We start from the raw sequence: 23,762 nt of genomic DNA on the forward strand, positions 1-23,762 counted from the left end.
TCGCGCGCCGTTGCGTGACGTAGAAGGAAGTACGGTCTCTGCCCTTGCGGGGCTACGCCTCGACACGGGGTGTCCGGTCGGAGCCGACGTTATGCCGCAAGGTGAGAGGAGCGGGGGCTTGTCAGCCAACTTCGACGCGTCCGACGGGTGTGACGCTGCTCTCTGCGGCGCCACCGCCCCGGCGGGGTCCGGCGCCTCGGGGAACCTCGATGTCCCCTCCCGCCCGCGAAGACCAGCGACCGCCGCCCGGTCACGGATGTCATCCGTGCGGTCCGGGCGCAGGGCAGGGGCGACGGTGCCCCCGCGAACTATCGCGCTGATCACGCCACCAGGCTATCGCTCATGACGGGGCCCCCGTCATGAGCCGCATGTGTACAAAACCGGGGTCGGAAGTTTGACGTTCTGCACAGAGGGCAGGGGCGCGGTCCTGTCGTACGGGGTGCGTCCGCCGGTCCGCGCGGCCCGTCGCCGGGTACGTCCACGGGCCGCGCGCGGTCCTGCCGCACGGGTGCACGAGTCCCGTCACGGAGCCCCGCGGCGCGAACGGGCGCCCGCGCCCGCCCGCAGGGGGCGCGTCAGGCGGCGAGCCGCTCCGCCTCGGCGACCGCCTCCGCCAGCGTGTCCACCACCGGTACGCCCACCGCTTCGAGGCTGGCCCGGCTGTGCGATCCCCCCGTGTACAGCACCGCGCTCGCCCCGACGTGTCTCGCCGCGAGCGCGTCGTCGGCGGCGTCCCCGATCACGACCGTGCGCGCCGGATCCACGCCGGCGAGGGCTCCCAGGTGCCGCACCATGTGCTCGGCCTTGCCGCCCCCGGACGGCCCGGTCCGCCCGTCGACACGTATGAAGTACCCCTCGATCCCGAGGTCCCTGACCAGCGGGACCAGCTCCTCGTGCCCGTACAGGCTGAGGATCGACTGGCTGTGTCCGGCCGAACACCAGCCGGTCAGCAGCTCCATCACCCCGTCGGTCAGCCCGCACCCCACCCGGTGCTCGGTGTAGTACCGCTGGAAGGTCTCGTCCATGACCCGCCACTCCGCGTCGGTGGGCAGCCGCCCCATCAGCCGCTCGTAGAACCTCGGCACCGGTACGCAGTACAGCTCCCGGTACTGCTCCAGCGTGATCGGTGTCAGGCCCAGCTCGGCAAAGGCCGCGTTCGTCGCCCCGATGATCGCGTCCAGGTCGTGGAACAGCGTCCCGTTCCAGTCCCAGACGATGTGCGCCCCTGTCCTCTTCCCCATGGAGGAAAAGTACCCGCCGCCACTGACAATCGGGGGCGGCCGCGGGCCGGTCAGTTGCCGGGGCCGACCAGGCCGGGGATCTCCTGCGCGGCGAACCACAGCAGCTCGTGGTCCTCGGCGCCGTCCACGACGAACTGCGCGTCGCCGTCCCCGCCGTCGGCCGTCGGCAGCGCCCGCACGGCGGCGGCCACGTCCGCCTCCGCGTCGTCCCCGTCCGCGTGCACCGCCGCCACCGCGGCCGGCGGTACGGGCCCCGCGACGCGCACCTCGCCGAGCGCGGCCGGGTCGAGGGCCCGGTCCGGGTCGGCGCTCGCAGCGCCGTCGGGGACGTCGACGGCGACCACGACCCGGCGGCGCGGTGCCGCGGGGTCGGCGGCGAGCAGCCGCAGGGAGGCGAGGGCGGCGCGGTTCAGGGCCGCGTACTCCAGTTCCTCGAGGTTGTCGGAGAGGTACCACTCGCGCAGCCCGGGCGTGACCGCGTACGCCGTCAGCTCCCCGGCCCCCAGCTCACCCGTCTTGTGCGCCTCGGCGAGGCCGGGGAGGGTCAGGGGGACGTAGACGCGCATGTCTGGCCGCTTTCGTCGTGGTCGCAGGGTGCTCCGCGGCGCCGGCGAGGGCTTCCGCGTCACCCGGAGGGCCTCCCAGGATACGTGCGGGGGTCCCCTTTCGGGTCCCTCCCCACACCCTCCGGACCGTCCACCCCGGGCCACGGATTCACCCGGTGCACCCGCGACAGGGCGGCCTCGACACCGCCGCCGTCACCCGGACAGGTGACTCCCCCGGGGCACTCGGACCCACCCACGGCCGCCTTGCCGAATGCGGCCCCTACCCCGTAAAGATCACCCCACAGGAAGTTACTGCCCGGTATATATCCGGGCCCGCCGAACGGGGACCCACATGATCAAGGTCATGACCAGGAGCCGACGACGCCCGTCCACACGCCCACCGGGCCGCCCGGACGCCCGCCGTCCTTCCAGCACGCCGCCCCGCACCCCGGGTGCGGGCCCGGCCCGCACCGCGGCTCCGGACGACCGCCCGCCGGGCTCCCCGCGCCGCCCGGCCCCGAGGCCGACGGACACCCGCCCGCCCACCGGCGCCGCCGGAACCCGCCCGCCGACCGCCCTCACCACCACCCGCCGCGCCGCACCGGCCGTGAGTCCGTCGCCCCCTCCCTCCGCCGCCCCCGGCCGGGCGTCCGGCAGCCCCGTCCCGCAGCCCGAGCCCACGGACCTCTTCGCGGACCGTCTCCTCGCCGTTCTCAGCGGCCGGCGTCCCGTGCACTGGATGCTCCGGCACACCGCCGGGACCGCCTACGACGATCTGATCCGGCTCGCCGAGCGCCCCCCGCTGCGCACCCGAGGCCGACTCCCCGTCATCCGCGACGTGGGCTACTTCGAACCCCGCCCCGGCGCCATCGAGGCCTTCGCCCGTATCGGCGCCGGCGACCGCCTGCGCGCCATGGCCTTCCGCCTGGAACAGGGCCGCGACCTGCGCTGGCGCTGCACAGCGGTCGAACTGGGCGGTCCCCGCCCACCCCGCACCGCAAACGACTGACCCGGACACCCGGCCGGGCCACGTCTGCCGACCATTCCACCCTCCCGGGCCGGGCCCGGCCGTCACACGAACGACGACAGGGCCGGGCCACCCCCACCACAGGACGACGTGACGGGAGGCGGCCGACACCGCTCAGGCGCGGCGCGGGAGGACCGGACTCGCCCTCACCGCGCACACCAGAAGCCCGGGCCCGGCCCACGCCACGAGCGCCTTGACGACCGGACCCGGGCCCCGCCAAGGGGCGAGGGATCGAAGGGGGCCTGCGTCGTGCCCGGGCGATGGCGCGGGCGCGGGCGATGGCGCGGGCAATTGCGATGGCGACGGCCCGGGCCGGAGTCGAAGCCGAAGCCGAAGCCGAAGCTGAAGCTGAAGCCAACCCCGGGCCCACCAACGCCGGATCGAGGGTCCCGGAGCGCGGGTCCCGGGGCGCGGGTCCCGGAGCTCGGGGCTGGGCCGCGGCCGGGGCTGGGCCAGAGCCGGGCCGTGCCTGGGCCGTGCCTGGGCCTGCCTGGGCCGAAGCTGGTCCGGAGCCGGACCCGGGCCTGCCCCGCGCCCGGCCGGACCGACGCCGGGCGCCCCGCCGTGCACGACAAAGGGCCGGACGCCTCACGGCGTCCGGCCCTCCTCACCCGTCGCTCCTCGCGGAGCGCCGGGCGAATGTCACTTCTTGCGGCGCCGCCCGCCCTTCGCCTGCTTGCGGCGCTCCGCGCGCGTGAGGCCGTCGGCCGGGGAACGCACGGGCTCGTCGTCCGTGGCGAAGTCACCCTCGATGGTGCCGCCCTCACCGTCGACGGTCGGCGCGGAGAAGTGCAGGTTCCGCCGCTGCGGCACGTCCAGGCCCTTGGCGCGGATCTCCGGGCGCCCGCCGCCCTGCGTCGGCACCGCGTCCTGCTTCGCCGGCTCCTCCGGACGGGCTTCCTCGACCGGGACCTCCTCGACCTGCTGCTCGACCTGGACCTCCAGGTTGAACAGGTAGCCGACGGACTCCTCCTTGATGCCGTCCATCATGGCCTGGAACATGTCGAAGCCCTCACGCTGGTACTCGACCAGCGGGTCCTTCTGGGCCATCGCGCGCAGGCCGATTCCCTCCTGGAGGTAGTCCATCTCGTAGAGGTGCTCGCGCCACTTGCGGTCCAGGACCGACAGGACGACCCGGCGCTCCAGCTCACGCATGATCTCGGAGCCGAGCTGCTCCTCACGCGCCTCGTACTGCTCGTGGATGTCGTCCTTGACGGACTCCTCGATGAACTCGGCGGTCAGACCCGCGCGGTCACCGGCCGCCTCCTCCAGCTCCTCGATGGTCGCCTTCACCGGGTAGAGCTGCCTGAACGCGCCCCACAACCGGTCCAGGTCCCAGTCCTCCGGGAAGCCCTCGGCGGTCTCCGCCTGGATGTAGGCGTCGATCGTGTCGTCCATGAAGTGCTGGATCTGCTCCTGCAGGTCCTCGCCCTCCAGAACGCGGCGGCGCTCGCCGTAGATGACCTCGCGCTGCCGGTTGAGGACCTCGTCGTACTTCAGGACGTTCTTACGGGTCTCGAAGTTCTGCGTCTCGACCTGCGACTGGGCCGACGCGATCGCGCGCGTGACCATCTTGTTCTCGATCGGCACGTCGTCCGGGACGTTCGCCATGGACATCACGCGCTCGACCATCTGGGCCTTGAACAGGCGCATCAGGTCGTCGCCCAGCGACAGGTAGAAGCGGGACTCGCCAGGGTCGCCCTGACGGCCGGAACGACCGCGCAGCTGGTTGTCGATACGCCGCGACTCGTGCCGCTCGGTGCCGAGGACGTAGAGCCCGCCGAGCTCCTTGACCTCCTCGAACTCCGTCCGCACCGCCTTCTCGGCCCGCTCCAGGGCGGCGGGCAGCGCGGCGGCCCACTCCTCGATGTGCTCCTCGGGGTCGAGGCCGCGCTGGCGCAGCTCCGCCTCGGCGAGGTCGTCGGGGTTGCCGCCGAGCTTGATGTCCGTACCACGGCCGGCCATGTTGGTGGCGACCGTCACGGAGCCCTTGCGGCCGGCCTGGGCGACGATCTGCGCCTCCCGGTCGTGCTGCTTGGCGTTCAGCACCTCGTGCTGGATGCCGCGCTTGCTGAGCTGCTGCGAGAGGTACTCGGACTTCTCGACCGAGGTGGTGCCGACGAGGATCGGCTGCCCCTTGCGGTGCTTCTCCTCGATGTCGTCGACGACCGCCTCGAACTTGGCGACCTCGGTGCGGTAGATCAGGTCCGACTGGTCCTTGCGGACCATGGGCCGGTTCGTCGGGATCGGGACCACGCCGAGCTTGTAGATCTGGTGGAACTCGGCGGCCTCGGTCATCGCCGTACCGGTCATGCCGGCGAGCTTGCTGTAGAGGCGGAAGAAGTTCTGGAGGGTGATCGTGGCGAGCGTCTGGTTCTCGTCCTTGATCTCCACCCCTTCCTTCGCCTCGATCGCCTGGTGCATGCCCTCGTTGTAGCGGCGGCCGGCGAGGATACGGCCGGTGTGCTCGTCGACGATCATGACCTCGCCGTCGATGACGACGTAGTCCTTGTCCTTCTTGAAGAGTTCCTTGGCCTTGATGGCGTTGTTCAGGTAACCCACGAGCGGGGTGTTCACCGACTCGTAGAGGTTGTCGATGCCCAGCCAGTCCTCGACCTTGCCCACGCCGGACTCGTGGATGGCGACCGTGCGCTTCTTCTCGTCGACGTCGTAGTCGCCGGTCTCCTCGAGACCCTTCAGGGGGTTGCCGGCCTCGCCGCGCTTGAGGCGCGTGACCAGCTTCGCGAAGTCGGCGTACCACTTGGTGGCCTGGTCGGCCGGACCGGAGATGATCAGCGGCGTACGGGCCTCGTCGATGAGGATCGAGTCGACCTCGTCGACGATGGCGAAGTTGTGGCCGCGCTGGACCAGCTCCTCCTGGGACCACGCCATGTTGTCGCGCAGGTAGTCGAAGCCGAACTCGTTGTTCGTGCCGTACGTGATGTCGCAGGCGTACATCTCGCGGCGCTGGGCCGGGGTCATGTTGGCGAGGATGCAGCCGACCTCGAGGCCCAGGAACTTGTGGACGCGGCCCATCATCTCGGAGTCGCGCTCGGCCAGGTAGTCGTTGACCGTGACGATGTGCACGCCGTCGCCCGAGATCGCGTTCAGATACGCGGGCAGCGTGCCGACGAGGGTCTTGCCCTCACCGGTCTTCATCTCGGCCACGTAGCCCATGTGCAGGGCGGCGCCGCCCATCAGCTGGACGTCGTAGTGCCGCTGGCCGAGGACGCGCTTGGCGGCCTCGCGGACGGTGGCGAACGCCTCGGGCAGCAGGTCGTCCAGGGTCTCGCCGTCCGCGTACCGCTGCTTGTACTCATCGGTGAGGGCCCGCAGCTCGGCGTCGGAGAGGTCGACGAAGTCCTCTTCGATGGAGTTGACCTGGTCCGCGATGCGGTGCAGCTTGCGCAGGATTTTGCCTTCGCCTGCACGCATGATCTTCGAGAGGACGGACACGGGGGTTGGTCTCCTTGCCGGTCGGGCCTGGGACGGTCGGTTTCCGTATGTGACGTACTGAGCAACGGCCATCGTATGCGAGGACCCCGGCGCACCGGGAGGCCTGGCACGACGGCGACCGTGAGGCGCCTTGCGTCTGCTTTTGTCTGAATTTTGTCTGCTTCTCGTGGCGGCTTCACCATGGACAACGTCCGGGACCCTCGGATGGTGCCGCCCTCCGACGGCGATGTGCGCGAAACGTGATCACACGCTCACCCGCCGCGAGCGCCCGGTCAGCCGTGGCGCCCGGGCGCGGGGATGCGCAGAATCGGCTGATGGAACCCGTCACGCTGACCACCGACCGTCTGCTGCTGCGCACGGTCGGTCCGCAGGACGCCGACGCGGTGCACGCGGCTGTCCAGGAGCCCGACATCCCGCGCTGGACCACGATCCCCTCGCCGTACCTTCCCGAGCACGCGCGGAGCTTCACGGAGCAGCAGGTGCCCGACGGCTGGGCCAACGAGTCGATGTTCACCTTCGGTCTCTTCCCGTCCGCCGGACCGCTGGCGGGCATGCTCGGCATCACCATGCTCTCCCTGGGCGCCGCCGAGATCGGTTTCTGGGCCGCCAGGGAGCACCGCGGCCGGGGCTACGTCACCGAGGCCGCGCTCGCCGCCGCCCGCTGGGCGTTCACCGACCTGCGGATCGACCGTCTGGAATGGCGTGCCGAGGTCGGCAACCACGCCTCCCGCGCGGTCGCGGAACGCACCGGTTTCACCATCGAGGGCACCTTGCGCGCCGCCGTGAACAACAAGGGCGTACGACGCGACTGCTGGGTCGGCTCCCTGCTCCCGTCGGACCTGGGGCTGCCGTCGACGGCACCGTACCTTCCCGCTGCCACGCGGGCCCCGTGACGGGTTTCCGCAGCTCGAGGCGGACTGTCAGTGCCACCTCGTATCGTGCGCAGGCATGACGACCCTCGCGCGCCCCGGCACGGAACTCTCGGCAGACGACGCCCGCCGCATCGCCCTGCGGGCGCAGGGGTTCCTCGGCGCACCCGACCGCCGCGCGGGGGTGCGCGGAGTGCTCAGGCATCTCGGCGCGGTGCAGCTCGACACCATCTCGGTCCTCGCCCGCTCCCACGAACTCGTCCCGTACGCGCGCCTGGGCCCGGTGGGCCGCGAGAGCGTCGAGCGCGCGTACTGGCAGACGGGCGCGTCGGGGACCGGGCCGCACGCGTTCGAGTACTGGTCGCACGCGGCGTGCATCCTGCCCGTCGAGGAATGGCCGCACTTCGCCTTCCGCCGCCGCGCCTACCGCAACCGCCCGCACTGGAACCACGAACTGCCGGACGGCGCCTACGACCAGGTCCTCGAACAGCTCCGCGCCGACGGCCCGCAGACGGCCACGGAGCTGGGCGGTGCCAAGAAGACCAACGACTGGTGGGACTGGTCGGGCACGAAGGTCGCCGTGGAGCGGGCCCTGATGTACGGCGAGGTGGTGTGCGTCGAGCGCCGCGGCTGGAAGCGGGTCTACGACCTCGCCGAGCGCGCCGTCCCGGCCGCCCTGCTGCACGACGAGCTGGACGACACCGAGTGCGTACGCCGGCTGGTGCGCCTGGCCGGCCGGGCGCTGGGCGTCGGCACGCGCGCGGACATCGCCGACTACCACCGGCTCAAGGCGGAGCAGGTCGACGCGGTGATCGCGGACTCGGGCCTGGTGCCGGTCACGGTGGCGGGCTGGGGCAGGCCCGCCTGGGCCGATCCTGCGGCTCTGGAGACGGCGCCGCGCGGCCGGCACCGCACGACGCTGCTGTCGCCGTTCGACTCCCTGATCTGGGAGCGGGCACGCACGGAGCGGATCTTCGGCTTCACCCACCGCCTGGAGGCCTACGTCCCCCGGCCGAAGCGGGTGTACGGCTACTTCGCGATGCCGGTCCTGTCCGGCGGGCGGCTCGTCGGCCGGGTGGATCCGGCACGTGAGGGGCGCACGCTGGTGGCCCGGCAGGTGGCGCTGGAGGGCCCGAAGGCGGTCCCCGGCGTGGCGCAGGCCTTGGTCGAGGCGGCGAGCTGGGTGGGCTGCACGGACGTCCGCGTGGAGCGGGTCGACTCGCCTGACCTGCGCGGGCCACTCACGGTGGAGCTCGCCCGGCTGCTCGCCTGAGCCTCACCGGATCTCGAGGATCTTCTCCCGCATCGCGTACACCACGGCCTCCATCCGGGAATGCAGCTGCAGCTTCTCCAGGATGTTGCGCACGTGGTTCTTCACGGTGTTCTCCGAGATGAACAGCTCTTTGGCGATGTCCCTGTTGTTCATCCCGGTGGCGACGAGTTTCAGGACTTCCAGTTCACGGTCGGTGAGCCGGGGCGCGGGCACGAGCCGGCGTTCGTCCGTGCGCTGGATCATCGATTTGAACTCGGTGAGCAGTTTCGACGCCATCGACGGGCTGATCTGCGACTGCCCGTCGGCCACCGCGCGAATGGCGGTGGCCACCTCGTCCGTGGAGATCTCCTTGAGGAGATAACCCGTCGCGCCCGCCTTGATCGCGTCGTAGAGGTCGGCTTCCTCGTCGCTTATCGTCAGCATGATGATCTTGGCGCTGGGGGCGACTTCCTTGATGGAGGTGCACGCCTCGATACCGCCGCGCTTCGGCATCCGCACGTCCATCAGCACGATGTCGGGCAGCAGATCGGCGGCTTTCTCGACCGCCTCGGCGCCGTCCCCCGCCTCACCGACGACCTGGATGTCCTCCTCGGCGGCGAGCACGATCTCCAGACCGCGGCGGAACAGGGCGTGATCGTCCACGACCAGGACTCTGATCGGTTCTCCGCGCGAGGCGCCCCCGTCCGGGCGCGGGCCGGCGACGCGGTCGTCGGCGTCCCCGGTACGCATCGGTCCGAAGGTGTCCGCCATCGTTCCTCCCCCTGAAGGCTGCGGCCTGTGATCCTGAGCCATCGCCAACCCAAGGCAATCACCCACTGGTTGGGCCGTTACCGCCATGATTCCATGCCGGGACGACACCGGGGCGACAGCACGCGGCGCGCGACGGGCGCGCAGCGGGTGCACACCCTCGCACGCCGGTGCCCCTGGGGGCGCTCGCGCGCTCCAGGGGCACCGGCGTTGTTGCCGCTCGCGGGGTCAGCCGCCGAGCGAACCGCCCGCATCGGGTGAGGGCGCCTGCGTGATCATGGTGTCCGTCCTGAGGTGGATCACCCCGTAGTCATAGGCGTGCCGCCGGTAGACGACGGCCGGCTCCTTGGTGTCGGAGTCGACGAACAGGTAGAAGTCGTGCCCGACCAGTTCCATCTCGTAGAGGGCCTGATCGAGGGTCATCGGGGCCGCGGCATGCGTCTTCTCGCGGACGACCAGCGGGCCGTCACCCTGCACTTCCAGCGAGCCGATCCTCTTGGTGGGTACGGCCCCGGGCTCCTCCGGCCGGCTCGCGCCCGTACCGTTGAGGGTGGCCGCGCCGGGGACGTGGTCGGCGACTTCGGCGGCGGTGAGACGGCGCGCGCCCCGCCGGGAGTACCGCTTGTCGTGCTGCTTGCGCAGCCGGGCGTCCAGCTTCTCCGCCGCGAGGTCGAGCGCCGCGTACGGGTCGCTCGCCGCCGCCTCCGCCCTGATCACCGGCCCGCGGGAGCGGAGCGTGATCTCCACTCGGTCACAACGGTCGGCCTGTCGGGGGTTGGGCTCCTTGGACACCTCGACGTCGAGGCTGATCACCTTGCCGTCGAGCTTCTGGATCTTCTCCAGCTTCAGCTTCTCGGCCACGTGCTTGCGGAACCGCTCGGGCACCTCGGTCTTGCGGCCCTTGACGACGATGTCCACGCAGAACTCCGTTCCCGGATCACTCCGCTGCGGTGCGGAGCGTCTCCCTTTCGCACCAGGCTCCGGCGGAAACCGAAACCTCGGACTCGGTGACTTCCACCTCCTCCCCCAGGAGCGAGATCTCCACTCCGCCGACACGGGGAAATCTGGAAAATCCCGCGGCGCGGCGCTCGGATAAAGAGGTGTGGCCTGCGGCTTTCCCTCACAACCGAACATATCTCGCCCGGGCGGATGTCGTCACCCTCCTACCGCCGCTTACCTCCGTTCCGGCTAATTGACCCTCTCACTACCTGCAACGATGCATGTTCTCGGTCAGTTCCGGTTTAATTCGAAAGAATCTGGTGACGCCGCGACCACGGCCGCGCGGATCCAGTTCCCGGCGCGGTTCGTCGCGGCTGTTCTCGGCCCCGTAGAGAGCCCGTCCGTCCTCTCCTGCGCTTCCGACTTCCGTTCCTCACTGCCTTCCCCTCTCGCCCGTGTGTACACCGCCGATTCGGCACCCTCACCAACTCCGACTGTTTCCCCATACGGACCGCACCCGCGCGTGTCCCGGTACGACGCGTACACGCGCGCGTCCCGGTGGGCGGCGGCCTCCGGCCTGCCCGCCGCCCGCACTGCCGACGCCTCCCGCACAGCCCGCGCCGCCTCCGCGAGGGACGCGCCCGTGGTCATCAGGTCGTCCACGAGCACGACCCGACCGCCGGCGAGCAGCCTGGCGCCGCCGTCGGCGACGCCCAGCGCCCCCGCCATGTTCGCCATCCTCTGCCGGGAGCCGAGCGCCGACTGATCGGCCACGGCGCGCCGCTGGCGCAGCACGGCGACCACCCGCGCGGGTGTCCCGGTCCGCCGCAGCTCGGCCGCCGACGCGAGCGCGATCCGCCGCACCGGGTCGTGCCCACGCGCCCGCACGGCCCCGTCGGCGGACGGCACCGGGACGAGCAGCACCGGGACGCCCGGCTCCGCCGCCCGGCCCTGCTCCAGCCCCGCCCGCACCGCTCCCGTCAGAGCCGTACCCAGCGGGCCCACGAGTGCCAGGGCGCCGCGCTCCTTGTGGGCCAGCAGCACGGCCCGCGCCTCGTCCGCGTACCGGGCCGCCGCGTGCACCACCGGCAGCCCGGGCGGCTCCGGCACCGGTCGCACCCGGCTCGGTGCGGCCCCGCTCAGGGCGGCACGGCACCCCGGGCAGAGCACCGTGCGAGGCATTCCGCAGCCTCCGCACTCGGCCGGCAGCACCAGGTCGGCGAGGTCCTGCCACCACCCCCTCATGTCCACCACTGTGCCAAGACGCGCCTGCCCGGACCACCCCTGTGGACAACTGCCTGTGGACAACTCGTGCCGACCGCCCACGCACCCACTCCGAGCAGCTCCGGGCGGCTCCGGGCGGCCGACGACGGCTTGCGAGCGACACGGCGGCGGGACGGCTGGCGGCAAGGCGGCTGGCGGCCGGCGGCTGGCGGCCGGCGGCTCGCGGCCGGCGGCTGGCGGCCGGCGACTGGCGGCTGGCGGCTGGCGGCTGGCGGCTGGCGGCGCTGGGATACCGGACCTCGCGGGGCGCACGAGACACGGAGACCCTCCACGGAGCCGCCCCCGCGGAGCCCTCTCACCCCACGTCACCCCGGATAGACCGGCGCCGTTCCCTCCGTCACCTTCCGCCACTGCGCCCCTGCCGGCAGCCGTACGATCCCGTCCTCCGAGTTCGCCACCAGCGGCGTCTGGTCGTCCTGGCACGCGGCGATCTCCTCCACGCCGGGCAGCGCCGTGGGTGCCTGCTCCTCGGGGGCGGAACCGTCGCTCTGGACGTACCGCATCTGCTGCACGCCGCCCTCCTCACGCCCGACCACCACGAGCCGGCTGTCGCCCGCCCACGACATGGCGGTGACCTCCTCCAGCTCGGGCGTCGCGGAGCGCAGTTCGCGGACGGTGACCGTGGGCCGCCCGTCCGTCTTCCCGCCCCGTTCGATCCGCCCGATGAGCAGGGATCGCCTGCTGTCCTTCTCCACGACGAGCGCGATCCGCACCCCGTCGGCGGCGACGCGAACGGCCCGGACCCGCCCGTCGAGACCGGACGTCTCCACCTCGACCGGTTCCCCGGCGCCCTTCTCGAGCAGCAGCAGCCGGGGGTTCGCGGGATCGCGGTCGGCCACCCACAGATCGCCCCGGACGTCCCAACTCGGCGCCGTCAGCCGGTTCTCCTCGGTCTTGCCCTCGCTGCGCAGCACGGGATCGCCGAGCGAACCGCCCGACACCAGCGCCCCGACGTACAGGGCCTTTCCGTCCAGGCGGACCCCGGCCGCGGTGTGCTCGTCCCGGGAGACGGCGACCGTTCGCAGCGCTTTCTCGCCCTCGCCGAGCGCTCCCGGCGCCGGTTCGGCCTTGGTGTCGCCGCTTCCGGCGGACAGCCGCACCAGGCGGTGGTCGCCGTCGACGAAGTACAGGTAATCGGGCTCCTGGGCCGAGGTCAGCGCGGCGACCGCGTCGGCATGGCTGCCCTCGGTGAGCGAGCACAGTTGTTTCCCGCCCGACCGCAGTTCCACCTCGTCCACCGCGGGCGTGAGGTTCTGCAGCGTGAACAGCACCTGGGCCGCCATCTCCTCGCACCGGCCCTGACCGACCCGGGCCGCCCTGGCGTTGAGCGGCACGGTCAGTTTGTTCTGGTCGTCGGGCGCCAGCGCGTCGCCCTCGGCCTGCAGAGCCGTACCTGTCGGAAAGCTCGACCTGACGACAGGGCCGAGCCACTTCGTCGGCCCCTTGAGCACCGAGCGCACCATCTGCGTCATCGGTTCCACGCGCCGCCGCACGTACACGGGATCGGCGACGGCCGCGGGCTGCGGGCTCTGGCCCGCCTCGGCGTCCGAGGCGAAGAAGTACTTGTTGACCGACATGTAGTTGCGCTGGAAGTCCGACTTGCCCATCACGACGCCCTGCGGCAGCGCGTCGATCCGCCACTGCCCGTCCTCGTGGTTCTTCGTCAGGTGCACCGGTCTGCTGTACGCGCCGGTGACGGGCACGTACGACTGCTGCGCGTCCACCGTGGCGACCTTGCTGCCGGACATCGAGAAGACGAACTCCTCGCCCTCCTCACGGCTGCCCACCGGCTCGGCGTTGGTCTCCGGGGCGTCCTCCAGCACCGTCGTGGACAGCTCCGGCCTCCAGGTGTGCCCGGCCGCGGTGGTGAGGTACTTGCGGGCCGTCTCGTAGTTGGTGTCGTCGCTGGTCAGCGCCTCGAGGAAGCCCTGCACGATCTCGGACGGCGAGGCGTTCTCGTGCGGCGGCATGGCGAACACCCGCACCTGTGTGTCCTGTCGTGCCGTGGACTCCACGCCGCGCAGATCGCCGCTGTCGGGCATGGAGGCACACCCCGCCAGCAGCACGGCACCGCAGACGGCGTACGCCCCCGTGCGTCCCACGCGCCCGCGGCCGCTCCCCACGCGGTCAGCGCCCACGCGTTGCCTCCCCTTGCCTGTGCAGGTCTGGCCCGTGCACGTCCCGCGGCCCGCCGTCCGGCCGGGTGACGACCCCGTGGCGTGCCGTGCCGGTGGCGGGCGTGTCGTCGTCGTGGTGTACGCGGTCGGCGTCGTCGAGGGCGGGCTCCCCGGGCCCTGCTTCGGGCGTCCCGGTCCCGGAGATCCCTTCCACAGTCCCGCCTCGTGGATGCGCGTCCGGGGCGTCCGACGTACCCGGTACGTCCAACGCGCCGGGGTCGTCCAACGTGCCCGAGGCACCGCCCGCAGCCGCCGCCCGCGGCACCACGCGCGCGCCGTTGCCCGGCAGCGCGGTGGGGTCGGCCGTGGGGGCCGCGGACAGGCGCTGCCCGATCGGGTCGCACGCGGAACCCGCGGTCCCCTGGTGCGCCGGCTGCCGCGCCGGAACCGTGGCGGTCTTGTCGTCGCCCCCGCCGGTGCGTGGCCGCCCGGCGTCGTCGAGGCCGCGGTTGCGCCGCGAGTCCATGGGCTCCAGCGGTATCGGTGAGCCCCGCAGCGGCTCGTCGGCGGTCCTCGGCAGTGTCAGCCGGAACTGCGAGCCGCCGCCCGGCTCGCCCCAGGCCTGCAGCCAGCCGCCGTGCAGTCGCGCGTCCTCCAGCGCGATGGACAGCCCCAGTCCCGTACCGCCCGTGGTCCGCGCGCGTGCCGGGTCGGCACGCCAGAAACGGCTGAACACGCGCGTGGCCTCGCCGGGCCTGAGCCCGACGCCGTAGTCGCGCACCGCGACGGCCACCGCACCGCCCGCGGCGGCCAGCTTCACGACGATGTCCCGGCCCTCGCCGTGCTCGACGGCGTTGACGACGAGGTTGCGCAGGACGCGCTCCACGCGCCGCGCGTCCGCCTCGGCGACGACGGGCTGCTGATCGCCGACGATCCGGACCCGCGAGCCCTTGCGCTCGGCGAGCGGCTCGGCACCGCCGACCACCCGGCGGACCACGGCGCGGAGGTCTATCGGCTCGGCCTCCAGCGCCGCGGCACCCGCGTCGAAGCGGCTGATCTCCAGCAGGTCCGCGAGCAGCGACTCGAAACGGTCCAGCTGGTCGGCGAGCAGTTCCGCCGACCGCGCGGTGACCGGGTCGAAGTCCTCGCGTGTCTCGTGGATGACGTCGGCGGCCATCCGCACGGTCGTCAGCGGCGTACGCAGTTCGTGCGACACGTCCGAGACGAACCGGCGCTGCATCCGCGACAGGTCCTCCAGCTGGTTGATCTTCAGGTGGAGGTTCTGCGCCATCTTGTTGAACGCCTCGCCGAGCCGCGCGATGTCGTCCTCACCGGTGACCTTCATGCGTTCCTGGAGCCGCCCCGCGGACAGCCGTTCGGCGATGCTCGCCGCCATCCGTACGGGCGTGACGACCTGCCGCACCACGAGCCAGGCGATCGCCCCGAGAAGGACGACGACGAACAGCCCGGCCGTCGCGAGCGTCCCCTTGACCAGGCTGAGCGACTTCTCCTCCTGGGTGAGCGGGAAGAGGTAGTACAGCTGGTACGGGGCATTGTTCGGGTCGCTGACCTGCTTGCCGATGACCAGGGCCGGCTGGGACTCCTTGCCGGTGTTGTAGACGATGCGGGTGTAGCTCTGCGCGGCGGCGGTGCTGCGGTCGATCCGCGCGCGCAGGTCTTCGGGCACGCTCGCCGTCGGGTTCACGCCACCGGAGGCACGCGGTCCGCGCCCGCCCGTGTCACTGCCCGCGCCGGACGGCGGCAGGGTCACCACGTCGAAGGCGCCCTGCCCGCCACTCGACAGCGAATAGACCAGGTCGCTCATCCACTGGATGACGTTCTGCGCGGAACGGTCGTCCTGGGCGGTCGCCTCGTCGGGGCCGCTCGCGTCCTCGTCGGCCTTCTGCCCGGCCACCGCGAAACCGCCGGTGGCCTGGCTCTGCGACGCCTTGACTCTGGCGTCCAGCAGGCCGTTGCGGACCTGCCCGATCACGACGAAACCCAGCAGCAGGACGACGCCCAGCGACATCAGCAGCGTGGTGGCGACGACCTTGAGCTGAATGTTGCGCCGCCACAGCCGCATGACCGGCAGCAGGGGCCGCCGTATCCAGCGCAGCAACAGACGGATGACCGGACTGCCCTGCACCCCGCCCTGCAGCAGCCCGCCGTCCAGGAAGCGGTCCCAGCGGGGAACCGGCCCCCTACGGCCGACAGGCCGCCCCGCGCGGGCTCCGGAACGGCCCGGCGCCGAAGCGGCACTGTCCTCGGTCATGTCAGCTCGGTCCCGCCTTGTAACCCACACCGCGCACGGTCACCACGATTTCGGGCTTCTCCGGGTCCTTCTCGACCTTGGACCGCAGCCGCTGCACATGGACGTTCACCAGACGGGTGTCCGCCGCGTGACGGTAGCCCCAGACCTGCTCCAGCAGGACTTCCCGGGTGAACACCTGCCACGGCTTGCGCGCCAGCGCGACCAGCAGGTCGAACTCCAGCGGCGTCAGCGCGATCGACTGCCCGTCCCGCTTCACGGAGTGACCGGCCACGTCGATGACGAGGTCACCGATGGCGAGCTGCTCGGGGGCCGGCTCCTCCGACCTCCGCAGCCGTGCCCGGATACGGGCGACCAGTTCCTTCGGCTTGAACGGCTTCACGATGTAGTCGTCGGCGCCGGACTCCAGGCCCACCACGACATCGACGGTGTCGCTCTTCGCCGTGAGCATCACGATCGGCACCCCGGACTCCGCCCTGATCAGGCGGCACACCTCGATACCGTCCCGGCCGGGCAGCATCAGGTCCAGGAGCACCAGATCGGGCTTGCTCTCACGGAAAGCGGCCAGCGCCTTGTCGCCGTCGGCTACGAAAGACGGCTCAAAACCTTCACCACGCAGCACAATGCCCAGCATCTCGGCAAGTGCGGTGTCGTCATCGACGACAAGGACTCGTCCCTTCATAAACGACATCATCCCATTAGCTAATCGTTACCTGGCGTGACCTGACACACAGCTGGGCCAGCGACTCGGCCGTCACGGGGGACACGGCGCCCTCTTCGGTGACAATCGCCGTCACCAGTTCCGGGGGCGTCACGTCGAACGCCGGGTTGTACGCCTGCGTTCCCAGGGGTGCGACGGGAATCCCGCCCCCCGCTCCCGCCACCGGCACCTGCGGTGCTGTGATTTCGGTCACCTCATAGCCGGGACGCTGTTCGACCTCGATGGACGCGCCGTCGGGCGTGTCCGGGTCCACCGTCGTCACCGGCGCCACCACGATGAACGGCACGTGGTGGTAGCGCGCGAGCACCGCGAGCGGATAGCTGCCCACCTTGTTCGCCACCGATCCGTCGGCCGCGATGCGGTCCGCCCCGATGAGCACCGCGTCCACCTCTCCGGCGGCGAACAGGGAGCCCGCCGCGTTGTCCGTGAGGAGCGTGTACGCCATCCCGTTGCGGGCAGCCTCGTACGCCGTCAGGCGAGCACCTTGCAGCAACGGCCGTGTTTCGTCCACCCACAGCCGCCTCAGCCGGCCCGCCCGGTGCGCCGCCAGCGCCACCGCGAACGCCGTCCCCTCCCCGCCCGACACCAGCGAACCCGTGTTGCAGTGGGTCAGGATCCGGTGCCCGCCGGCCGGCAGCAGCTCGTCCAGCAGCGCAAGGCCGTGCCGCGCCATCCGGGCACTGGCCTCGGCGTCCTGCGCGTGCAGCTGCCGCGCCGCGGCCAGTGCCGCCTCCGCCGCCTGCCCGGTGCTCCCGCCCCGCTCCAGCACGGCCTCGTGGGCGGCCCGGGCCCTGCGCACGCCGACGGCCAGGTTCACCGCCGTCGGACGGGCACCCGCCAGGACGTTCGCCGCCTCGCCCACGTCGTAGCCCCGGGTGGCGGCGAGCGCGACGCCGTACGCGCCCGCGATACCGAGCAGCGGCGCCCCGCGCACGGCCAGCGACTGGATCGCGTCGACCAGGCCCGACGCATCCGTGCAGACGAGCTCGACCTCCTCTGCCGGCAGCCTGGTCTGGTCGAGGAGGACCAGTACGGGCCCCTCGGGTGGTTCCTCCCAGCGGATGGCGGGTTTGTCCGTCGGCCGTGTGTCCTTGCCGCCTGATTGCGCGTACTGATCAGCCATGCCGCCAGTCTGCCCCCTGCGGCGCGGACAATCGAAGGTATGCAGCTCATGCCGCTGCCGGTCGTGCGACGACCACCCCATGGCACGATGGCTGCCAACCTGCCGCCGCGACCGCGGACGGGCACCGTGAAGGAGCGACGATGAACGACACTCCGGGCTGGGCCTCGCCCGGATCCACCTCGTCCGAGGGGCAGGAGCCCGGCGCGTCCGGCCCCACCGGGGCCGACGACCTGTCCGGCGGTCCCGCGCAACCCGCGGACCCGCCCGGCCAGGACCCGCAGGGCCCCGGCACGAAGTGGTCGAAGGAACAGCCGCCACCGGCCCAGTGGTCCGCTCCCACCGCCTCCGCCCGTCCCACCGGCCCCGGGGCACCCGGCCAGACCCCGCCGCCCCCACCCCCCGGCCCGGGCTGGGGCCCCCCGCCCGCTGGCCCCCACCAGGGCGGATACGGCGCCCCCGGTGGCCACCAGGGCAGCGGGTACGGCGGATACGGCAGCCACGGAGGTCCCGGCGGCCACGGCTCCTGGGGCACCGGCTGGGGCGGCCCCCCGCCCGCGGCCAAGCCCGGGGTGATCCCGCTGCGCCCGCTGGGCGTCGGCGAGATCCTCGACGGCGCCGTCTCCGCCATGCGCACCTACTGGCGCACCGTCCTCGGCATCTCGCTGACCGTCGCCGTCCTCACCGAGATCGCCGTCGTCCTGCTCCAGGCCCTCGTCCTGAACGATGCCGGCACCGACGCCCTCGCCGACCCCGACGCCACCCTCGGCGAACTCGGCCGCGCCATGGGCGACGTCATGCTCGACACCGGCGTCGTCTTCCTGATCTCCCTCATCGGCACCGTCCTGGCCACCGCACTCCTCACGACCGTCACCAGCCGCGCGGTGCTCGGCAGGCAGGTCACCATCGGTGAGGCGTGGCGCGATGCCAGGCCGCAGGTACCGAGGCTGTTCGGCCTGATCTTCCTGCTGCTCCTCATCACCCTCGGCGTCGTCGCGGCCGGTACGCTGCCCGGCTTGCTCCTGATCCTCGCGGACAACGACGAGGCGGGCGCCGCGCTCACCGTCCTCGGAGCCCTCGGCGCCGGAGTCGTCGCGCTGTGGCTGATGATCCGCTTCTCCCTGGCCTCCCCGGCCCTGATGCTGGAGAAGCAGGGCATCAGGAAGGCGCTGGGCCGCTCCGCCAAGCTGGTCCGGGGCGTCTGGTGGCGGGTCTTCGGCATCCAGCTGCTCGCCACGCTCATCGCGAACGTCATCGCGTCCCTCGTGGTGCTTCCCTTCACCTTCCTGGCCGCCGCCCTCAGCGGAGACAGCGCCTCCGACTTCCTCACCACCGGCGGCGACCTCGGCTGGACGTTCCTCATCGTCAGCGGCATCGGCGCGGTGATCGGATCCATGATCACTTTCCCGATCAACGCCGGCGTGACCGTACTGCTCTACATCGACCAGCGCATCCGCCGCGAAGCCCTCGACCTCGAACTGGGCCGCGCCGCAGGCCTGCGGGGCTACGGCTCCGACGCCACCCCCGGGAGCTGATGCGGTGAGTTCGGCGGGGGGAGTCCTCACAGCAGCGCTGTCACACGCACACGCCGGTGCCCCGGCACTGCCGCACTCCGGCGACGAGCCACCCGTCACCCTCCCGCGCGACCCCGCGCGGGAAGCGGCACGCCGCGAGCTGTCCAAGCGCGCGTACCACGAGAACGACCCCGGCCTGTTCGAGCGCGCCCTCAACGCCTTCTGGGACTGGGTCGACCGCCTCTTCGGCACCGCCTCGACGGTCACCCCGGGCGGAACCCTCGGCCTGCTCGTCATCGCCGTGGCCGTCCTCGCCGTCCTCGGCGCCCTGTGGTGGCGGCTCGGCACCCCCCGCCGACGGCCCGCCTCCGCGCCCGCTCTGTTCGACGAGCGCCCCCGCAGCGCCGCCGAACACCGCGCCGCAGCCGAGGCGCACGCCGCCCAGGGCCACTGGAACCAGGCCACGCGGGAACGCATGCGGGCCGTCGTCCGCGCCCTGGAGGAACGCGCCCTCCTCGACGTCCGCCCCGGCCGCACCGCCGACGAGGCCGCCTCCGACGCCGGACGCGCCCTGCCCGCGCACGCCGACCGGCTGCGCACCGCCGCCCGGGACTTCGACGACGTGACGTACGGCGGACGCGCCGGCACCGAGCAGGCGTACCAGCACCTCGCGGAACTCGACCGCGACCTCGACCGCACCAAACCGGCACGGGCGACGACCAGCACCCACAGCACGGACCACACCGCCCGCCAGGGGGCCACCGGATGACGACCGGGGCCGCGCTTTCCTCCACCTCGGCCTCCCCCACCGCCCGTCAGGTGTGGACCCGCGCACGGGACATCGCACTCGCCGCGGTGCTGCTGCTCGCCGCGGCCGTCGCGCTCGCCGTGATCCGCTCCGACACCCACCACGGGCGACTCGACCCGCGCTCGGCCGACCCCGAGGGCAGCCGGGCCGTCGCCGAACTCCTCGCCGACCGGGGCGTGTCCACGCGCGTCGTCACCACCCTGGACCAGGCCGCCGACGCCGTCGGCCCCGACACCACCCTGCTGGTCGCCGTGCCCGACCTGCTGACCAGGCGCCAGCAGACACTCCTGCGCGCGTCCTTCGCCGGCACCGGCGGCCGCGCCGTCCTCGTCGCCCCCGGCGCCGCCTCCGTCGCACGGCTCGCCCCCGGCGTCACCGCCGACGCCGCTGCCGCCGGCGCCGACTCCACCCTCGCCCCGGACTGCGCACTGCCCGCGGCCCGTCGCGCAGGCAGCGCGGACACCGGCGGCGTCCGCTACAGCACCACCCACCGCAACGCCGACGAGTGTTACCCCAGCGACGACCTCCCCACCCTGCTGCGCGTCCCGGACACCTCCGAAGGCGGCGACACCCTCGTCCTCGGCGCGCCCGACATCCTGCTCAACGACCGCCTCGACGACGAGGGCAACGCCTCGCTCGCCCTGCAACTCCTCGGCTCCCGCCCCCACCTGGTCTGGTACCTCCCCTCCCTCTCCGACGCCTCGGCAGCCACCCCCGACGAGCAGCGCAGCCTCTTCGACCTGCTCCCCTCCGGATGGCTCTGGGGCACGCTGCAGCTCTTCGTCGCCGCAGCCCTGGCCGCCCTGTGGCGGGCACGCCGACTCGGCCCTCTCGTGCCCGAGAAACTCCCCGTGGTGATCCGCGCCTCCGAAACCGTCGAAGGCCGCGCCCGCCTCTACCGAGCGGCGAACGCCCGCGACCGCGCGGCCGCCGCTCTTCGCTCCACCACCCGCACCCGCCTCGCCCCCCTCACAGGCGTCCCCGTCACCCAGGCACACGCGCTCGAAACCCTGCTCCCCGCGCTCTCCGCCCACCTGCACGGCGACGGACAAGCCCTGCACGCTCTCCTCTTCGGCCCGCCGCCCAGCGACGACGCGGCACTCATCGCCCTCGCCGACCGACTTGACGCCCTCGAAAGAGAGGTACGCCGTCCATGATGGACCCGACCACTGACAACGCCGCGCTCACCGGGGACCCGGGCGCCGCCCGCGCCTCCCTGGAGGCCCTGCGCGCCGAGATCGCCAAAGCCGTGGTCGGCCAGGACCCTGCCGTGACCGGCCTCGTCGTCGCCCTGCTCTGCCGCGGCCACGTCCTCATGGAAGGCGTCCCCGGCGTCGCCAAGACCCTCCTCGTCCGTGCCCTCGCGGCCTCCCTCGAACTCGACACCAAGCGCGTCCAGTTCACTCCGGACCTGATGCCCAGCGACATCACGGGCTCCCTGATCTACGACAGCCGCACCGCCGAGTTCTCCTTCCAGCCCGGCCCGGTCTTCACCAACCTCCTTCTCGCCGACGAGATCAACCGCACTCCCCCGAAAACGCAGTCGTCCCTCCTGGAAGCGATGGAGGAGCGCCAGGTCACCGTCGACGGCACGCCTCGCCCCCTCCCCGAGCCGTTCCTGGTCGTCGCGACCCAGAACCCGGTCGAGTACGAGGGCACCTACCCCCTCCCCGAGGCGCAGCTGGACCGTTTCCTCCTCAAACTGACCGTCCCGCTCCCCTCCCGCCAGGACGAGATCGACGTCCTCACCCGCCACGCGAAGGGCTTCGACCCGCGCGACCTGCGCGCCGCCGGCGTACGCCCCGTCGCGAACGCCGCCGACCTGGAGGCAGCCCGCACCTCGGTCACCACGACAACGGTCTCCCCCGACATCACCGCCTACGTCGTCGACCTTTGCCGCGCCACCCGCGAGTCGCCGTCCCTCACACTCGGCGTCTCCCCACGAGGAGCCACCGCGCTCCTGTCGACCGCCCGCGCCTGGGCCTGGCTGACCGGCCGCGACTACGTCACCCCCGACGACGTCAAGGCCCTCGCCCTCCCCACCCTCCGGCACCGCGTCCAACTGCGCCCGGAAGCCGAAATGGAAGGCGTCACCCCCGACTCCGTCATCAACGCGATCCTCACCCACGTCCCCGTCCCCCGCTGATGACACTCACCGGACGCACCGCGCTCCTCGCGGCCCTCGGCTCCCTCCCCGTCGGCATCTGGGACCCCGGCTGGACGGGCATCCTCGCGGTCAATGCCCCCCTGGCCCTCGCCTGCGCCTGCGACTTCGCCCTGGCAGCCCCCGTACGCCGGCTGGGCCTGACCCGTGCGGGAGACACCTCCGTACGCCTCGGCGACACCGCCGACGTCACTCTTACGGTCACCAATCCGTCCCGCCGACCGCTGCGCGCACACCTCCGGGACGCCTGGCCGCCGAGCAGCTGGCAGTCCGGCACGGAGATGGCTGCCTCCCGCCACACCCTGAAGATCCCGGCGGGCGAACGCCGTCGCGTCACGACCCGCCTACGCCCCACCCGCCGCGGCGACCGCCAGTCGGAACGCGTCACGATCCGCTCGTACGGCCCGCTCGGTCTCATCGCCCGCCAGGGCAGCCATCGGGTGCCCTGGACCGTACGCGTCCTGCCCCCTTTCGCCAGCCGCAAGCATTTGCCCTCCAAGCTGGCCCGCCTGCGCGAACTGGACGGCCGCACCAGCGTCCTCACCCGCGGCGAGGGCACGGAGTTCGACAGCCTGCGCGAGTACGTACCCGGCGACGACACCCGCTCCATCGACTGGCGCGCCACAGCTCGTCATACCAACGTCGCGGTACGCATCTGGCGCCCCGAACGCGACCGCCGCATCCTTCTCGTCCTCGACACCGGCCGCACCTCCGCGGGCCGCGTCGGCGATGCCCCCCGCCTCGACGCCTCCATGGACGCGGCGCTACTCCTGGCAGCCCTGGCCTCCCGCGCCGGCGACCGCGTCGACCTCCTTGCCTATGACCGCCGCGTACGCGCCCTCGTCCAGCGCCGCACAGCAGGCGATGTCCTTCCCGCGCTGGTCAACGCCCTGTCGACACTCGAACCGGAGATCGTCGAAACCAACGCCCGCGGCCTCACCACCACCGCACTCAAGTCCTCACCCCGCCGCTCCCTGATCGTTCTGCTCACGACTCTCGACGCAGCCCCGATCGAGGAGGGCCTCCTCCCGGTCCTCCCACAACTCACCCAACGTCACACGGTCCTGCTGGCATCCGTGGCGGACCCGCACATCGCCGACATGGCAAAGGGCCGCGGCAGCACAGAGACCGTCTACGAGGCCGCAGCCGCCGCCCAGGCCCAGTCGGAACGTCACCGCACAGCAGAAAAACTCCGCCGCCACGGCGTAACTGTCGTCGACGCGACACCGGACGAACTGGCACCGTCCTTGGCAGACGCCTATCTGACCCTGAAAGCCGCGGGACGCCTGTAGAACAAAGCAGGGAAAGGCCGCCCGAGGACACGAGCTGCGCCACCTGAAACGCAGAAAGCCCCCGACCGGTATCCCCGGTCGAGGGCTTTCTCAATATTTGTTCGGCGGTGTCCTACTCTCCCACAGGGTCCCCCCTGCAGTACCATCGGCGCTGTAAGGCTTAGCTTCCGGGTTCGGAATGTAACCGGGCGTTTCCCCTACGCTATGACCACCGAAACACGGTGAAACACATCAACCGCACCACACGTGACCCGTGCGGGGTTGTTCGTGGTTTCAGAACCAACACAGTGGACGCGAGCAACTGAGGACAAGCCCTCGGCCTATTAGTACCGGTCAACTCCACACGTTACCGTGCTTCCATATCCGGCCTATCAAC

General features: G+C 72.0%; 18 protein-coding genes and 2 rRNA genes. 8 read left to right on the plus strand and 12 right to left on the minus strand.

Annotated elements, in window-relative coordinates:
• Window positions 1–575: 575 nt before the first annotated feature.
• Together ABZ354_RS06835 and ABZ354_RS06840 are read right to left on the minus strand one after the other, a co-directional pair.
• Window positions 576–1,241, minus strand: a complete 666-nt coding sequence (locus tag ABZ354_RS06835) for an HAD family hydrolase (protein WP_358653695.1) — start codon at window positions 1,239–1,241, stop codon at window positions 576–578.
• Between the two features lie 50 nt (window positions 1,242–1,291).
• Window positions 1,292–1,807 carry a hypothetical protein gene (locus tag ABZ354_RS06840; protein ID WP_358653697.1) on the minus strand — a complete coding sequence of 172 codons (516 nt, stop codon included), beginning with the start codon at window positions 1,805–1,807 and terminating at the stop codon, window positions 1,292–1,294.
• Window positions 1,808–2,138: 331 nt separating this feature from the next.
• Here ABZ354_RS06840 and ABZ354_RS06845 point away from each other — a divergent pair, with 331 nt between their 5' ends.
• Window positions 2,139–2,795, plus strand: coding sequence for an Rv3235 family protein (locus ABZ354_RS06845; RefSeq protein ID WP_358653699.1), 657 nt, complete (start codon window positions 2,139–2,141; stop codon window positions 2,793–2,795).
• Between the two features lie 660 nt (window positions 2,796–3,455).
• Here ABZ354_RS06845 and secA read toward each other — a convergent pair.
• Window positions 3,456–6,269 carry a preprotein translocase subunit SecA gene (gene secA / locus ABZ354_RS06850; RefSeq protein ID WP_358653701.1) on the minus strand — a complete coding sequence of 938 codons (2,814 nt, stop codon included), beginning with the start codon at window positions 6,267–6,269 and terminating at the stop codon, window positions 3,456–3,458.
• Window positions 6,270–6,583: 314 nt separating this feature from the next.
• On the opposite strand from secA, the gene ABZ354_RS06855 reads away from it, so the two are divergent.
• Both ABZ354_RS06855 and ABZ354_RS06860 read left to right on the plus strand, forming a co-directional pair.
• Complete coding sequence (locus ABZ354_RS06855) at window positions 6,584–7,162, plus strand: GNAT family N-acetyltransferase (RefSeq protein WP_358653703.1); 579 nt, start codon at window positions 6,584–6,586, stop codon at window positions 7,160–7,162.
• A 55-nt stretch (window positions 7,163–7,217) separates the two neighbouring features.
• On the plus strand, window positions 7,218–8,411 hold the full coding sequence (locus ABZ354_RS06860; RefSeq protein WP_358653705.1) for a crosslink repair DNA glycosylase YcaQ family protein: 1,194 nt from the start codon (window positions 7,218–7,220) through the stop codon (window positions 8,409–8,411).
• Between the two features lie 3 nt (window positions 8,412–8,414).
• Here ABZ354_RS06860 and ABZ354_RS06865 read toward each other — a convergent pair whose 3' ends face one another.
• From ABZ354_RS06865 to mtnA, 7 genes are all read right to left on the minus strand, one after another.
• Complete coding sequence (locus ABZ354_RS06865) at window positions 8,415–9,161, minus strand: response regulator transcription factor (RefSeq protein WP_358653707.1); 747 nt, start codon at window positions 9,159–9,161, stop codon at window positions 8,415–8,417.
• Window positions 9,162–9,386: 225 nt separating this feature from the next.
• The gene (gene raiA, locus ABZ354_RS06870; protein ID WP_358653709.1) at window positions 9,387–10,076 is read right to left on the minus strand and encodes a ribosome-associated translation inhibitor RaiA; all 690 of its coding nucleotides are present in this window, start codon (window positions 10,074–10,076) and stop codon (window positions 9,387–9,389) included.
• Window positions 10,077–10,388: 312 nt separating this feature from the next.
• Window positions 10,389–11,342: a ComF family protein gene (locus tag ABZ354_RS06875; RefSeq protein ID WP_358653711.1), complete on the minus strand. Its 954-nt coding sequence runs from the start codon at window positions 11,340–11,342 to the stop codon at window positions 10,389–10,391.
• 344 nt (window positions 11,343–11,686) lie between these two features.
• Entirely contained in the window at window positions 11,687–13,519 is a 1,833-nt protein-coding gene (locus tag ABZ354_RS06880; RefSeq protein ID WP_358653713.1) for an LpqB family beta-propeller domain-containing protein, read from the minus strand.
• Window positions 13,509–15,770, minus strand: coding sequence for an MtrAB system histidine kinase MtrB (gene mtrB, locus ABZ354_RS06885; protein ID WP_358653715.1), 2,262 nt, complete (start codon window positions 15,768–15,770; stop codon window positions 13,509–13,511). The genes ABZ354_RS06880 and mtrB overlap by 11 nt, the downstream gene beginning before the upstream one ends.
• 1 nt (window position 15,771) lies before the next feature.
• On the minus strand, window positions 15,772–16,461 hold the full coding sequence (mtrA, locus tag ABZ354_RS06890) for a two-component system response regulator MtrA (RefSeq protein WP_003990656.1): 690 nt from the start codon (window positions 16,459–16,461) through the stop codon (window positions 15,772–15,774).
• Between the two features lie 4 nt (window positions 16,462–16,465).
• The gene (gene mtnA / locus ABZ354_RS06895; RefSeq protein ID WP_358653717.1) at window positions 16,466–17,611 is read right to left on the minus strand and encodes an S-methyl-5-thioribose-1-phosphate isomerase; all 1,146 of its coding nucleotides are present in this window, start codon (window positions 17,609–17,611) and stop codon (window positions 16,466–16,468) included.
• A gap of 140 nt (window positions 17,612–17,751) precedes the next feature.
• On the opposite strand from mtnA, the gene ABZ354_RS06900 reads away from it, so the two are divergent.
• From ABZ354_RS06900 to ABZ354_RS06920, 5 genes are read left to right on the plus strand one after another with little or no spacing between them, the layout of a single operon-like run.
• Window positions 17,752–19,143 (plus strand): hypothetical protein, encoded by a 1,392-nt coding sequence (locus ABZ354_RS06900; RefSeq protein ID WP_358653719.1) that lies wholly within the window; start codon window positions 17,752–17,754, stop codon window positions 19,141–19,143.
• 37 nt (window positions 19,144–19,180) lie between these two features.
• On the plus strand, window positions 19,181–19,891 hold the full coding sequence (locus ABZ354_RS06905) for a DUF4129 domain-containing protein (protein WP_358653766.1): 711 nt from the start codon (window positions 19,181–19,183) through the stop codon (window positions 19,889–19,891).
• Window positions 19,888–21,087 carry a DUF4350 domain-containing protein gene (locus ABZ354_RS06910; protein ID WP_358653721.1) on the plus strand — a complete coding sequence of 400 codons (1,200 nt, stop codon included), beginning with the start codon at window positions 19,888–19,890 and terminating at the stop codon, window positions 21,085–21,087. The genes ABZ354_RS06905 and ABZ354_RS06910 overlap by 4 nt, the downstream gene beginning before the upstream one ends.
• A complete protein-coding gene (locus ABZ354_RS06915) occupies window positions 21,087–22,076 on the plus strand; it encodes a MoxR family ATPase (RefSeq protein WP_358653768.1) in 990 nt (329 codons plus the stop codon). The genes ABZ354_RS06910 and ABZ354_RS06915 overlap by 1 nt, the downstream gene beginning before the upstream one ends.
• Complete coding sequence (locus ABZ354_RS06920; RefSeq protein WP_358653723.1) at window positions 22,076–23,386, plus strand: DUF58 domain-containing protein; 1,311 nt, start codon at window positions 22,076–22,078, stop codon at window positions 23,384–23,386. Before ABZ354_RS06915 ends, ABZ354_RS06920 begins: the two co-directional genes overlap by 1 nt.
• Before the next feature lie 99 nt (window positions 23,387–23,485).
• On the opposite strand, the gene rrf is transcribed toward ABZ354_RS06920, so the two are convergent.
• Both rrf and ABZ354_RS06930 read right to left on the minus strand, forming a co-directional pair.
• Window positions 23,486–23,602: ribosomal RNA gene (gene rrf / locus ABZ354_RS06925) — 5S ribosomal RNA — on the minus strand.
• A gap of 87 nt (window positions 23,603–23,689) precedes the next feature.
• Window positions 23,690–23,762 (minus strand): 23S ribosomal RNA (locus tag ABZ354_RS06930); the annotation flags it as partial.

Origin of the sequence: Streptomyces sp. NPDC005925 (assembly GCF_040638805.1) — a bacterium.
In the GTDB taxonomy this organism is placed as follows: Bacteria; Actinomycetota; Actinomycetes; order Streptomycetales; family Streptomycetaceae; genus Streptomyces.

Bases quoted from the DNA above. Each gene is read 5' to 3' on its own strand.
- ABZ354_RS06845 (WP_358653699.1), top strand. From the start codon at position 2,139: ATGATCAAGGTCATGACCAGGAGCCGACGACGCCCGTCCACACGCCCA.
- ABZ354_RS06900 (WP_358653719.1), top strand. From the start codon at position 17,752: ATGAACGACACTCCGGGCTGGGCCTCGCCCGGATCCACCTCGTCCGAG.
- ABZ354_RS06860 (WP_358653705.1), top strand. From the start codon at position 7,218: ATGACGACCCTCGCGCGCCCCGGCACGGAACTCTCGGCAGACGACGCC.
- ABZ354_RS06865 (WP_358653707.1), bottom strand. From the start codon at position 9,161: ATGGCGGACACCTTCGGACCGATGCGTACCGGGGACGCCGACGACCGC.
- mtrB (WP_358653715.1), bottom strand. From the start codon at position 15,770: ATGACCGAGGACAGTGCCGCTTCGGCGCCGGGCCGTTCCGGAGCCCGC.
- mtnA (WP_358653717.1), bottom strand. From the start codon at position 17,611: ATGGCTGATCAGTACGCGCAATCAGGCGGCAAGGACACACGGCCGACG.
- ABZ354_RS06835 (WP_358653695.1), bottom strand. From the start codon at position 1,241: ATGGGGAAGAGGACAGGGGCGCACATCGTCTGGGACTGGAACGGGACG.
- ABZ354_RS06840 (WP_358653697.1), bottom strand. From the start codon at position 1,807: ATGCGCGTCTACGTCCCCCTGACCCTCCCCGGCCTCGCCGAGGCGCAC.
- ABZ354_RS06910 (WP_358653721.1), top strand. From the start codon at position 19,888: ATGACGACCGGGGCCGCGCTTTCCTCCACCTCGGCCTCCCCCACCGCC.
- mtrA (WP_003990656.1), bottom strand. From the start codon at position 16,461: ATGATGTCGTTTATGAAGGGACGAGTCCTTGTCGTCGATGACGACACC.
- ABZ354_RS06855 (WP_358653703.1), top strand. From the start codon at position 6,584: ATGGAACCCGTCACGCTGACCACCGACCGTCTGCTGCTGCGCACGGTC.
- ABZ354_RS06920 (WP_358653723.1), top strand. From the start codon at position 22,076: ATGACACTCACCGGACGCACCGCGCTCCTCGCGGCCCTCGGCTCCCTC.
- ABZ354_RS06875 (WP_358653711.1), bottom strand. From the start codon at position 11,342: ATGAGGGGGTGGTGGCAGGACCTCGCCGACCTGGTGCTGCCGGCCGAG.
- ABZ354_RS06915 (WP_358653768.1), top strand. From the start codon at position 21,087: ATGGACCCGACCACTGACAACGCCGCGCTCACCGGGGACCCGGGCGCC.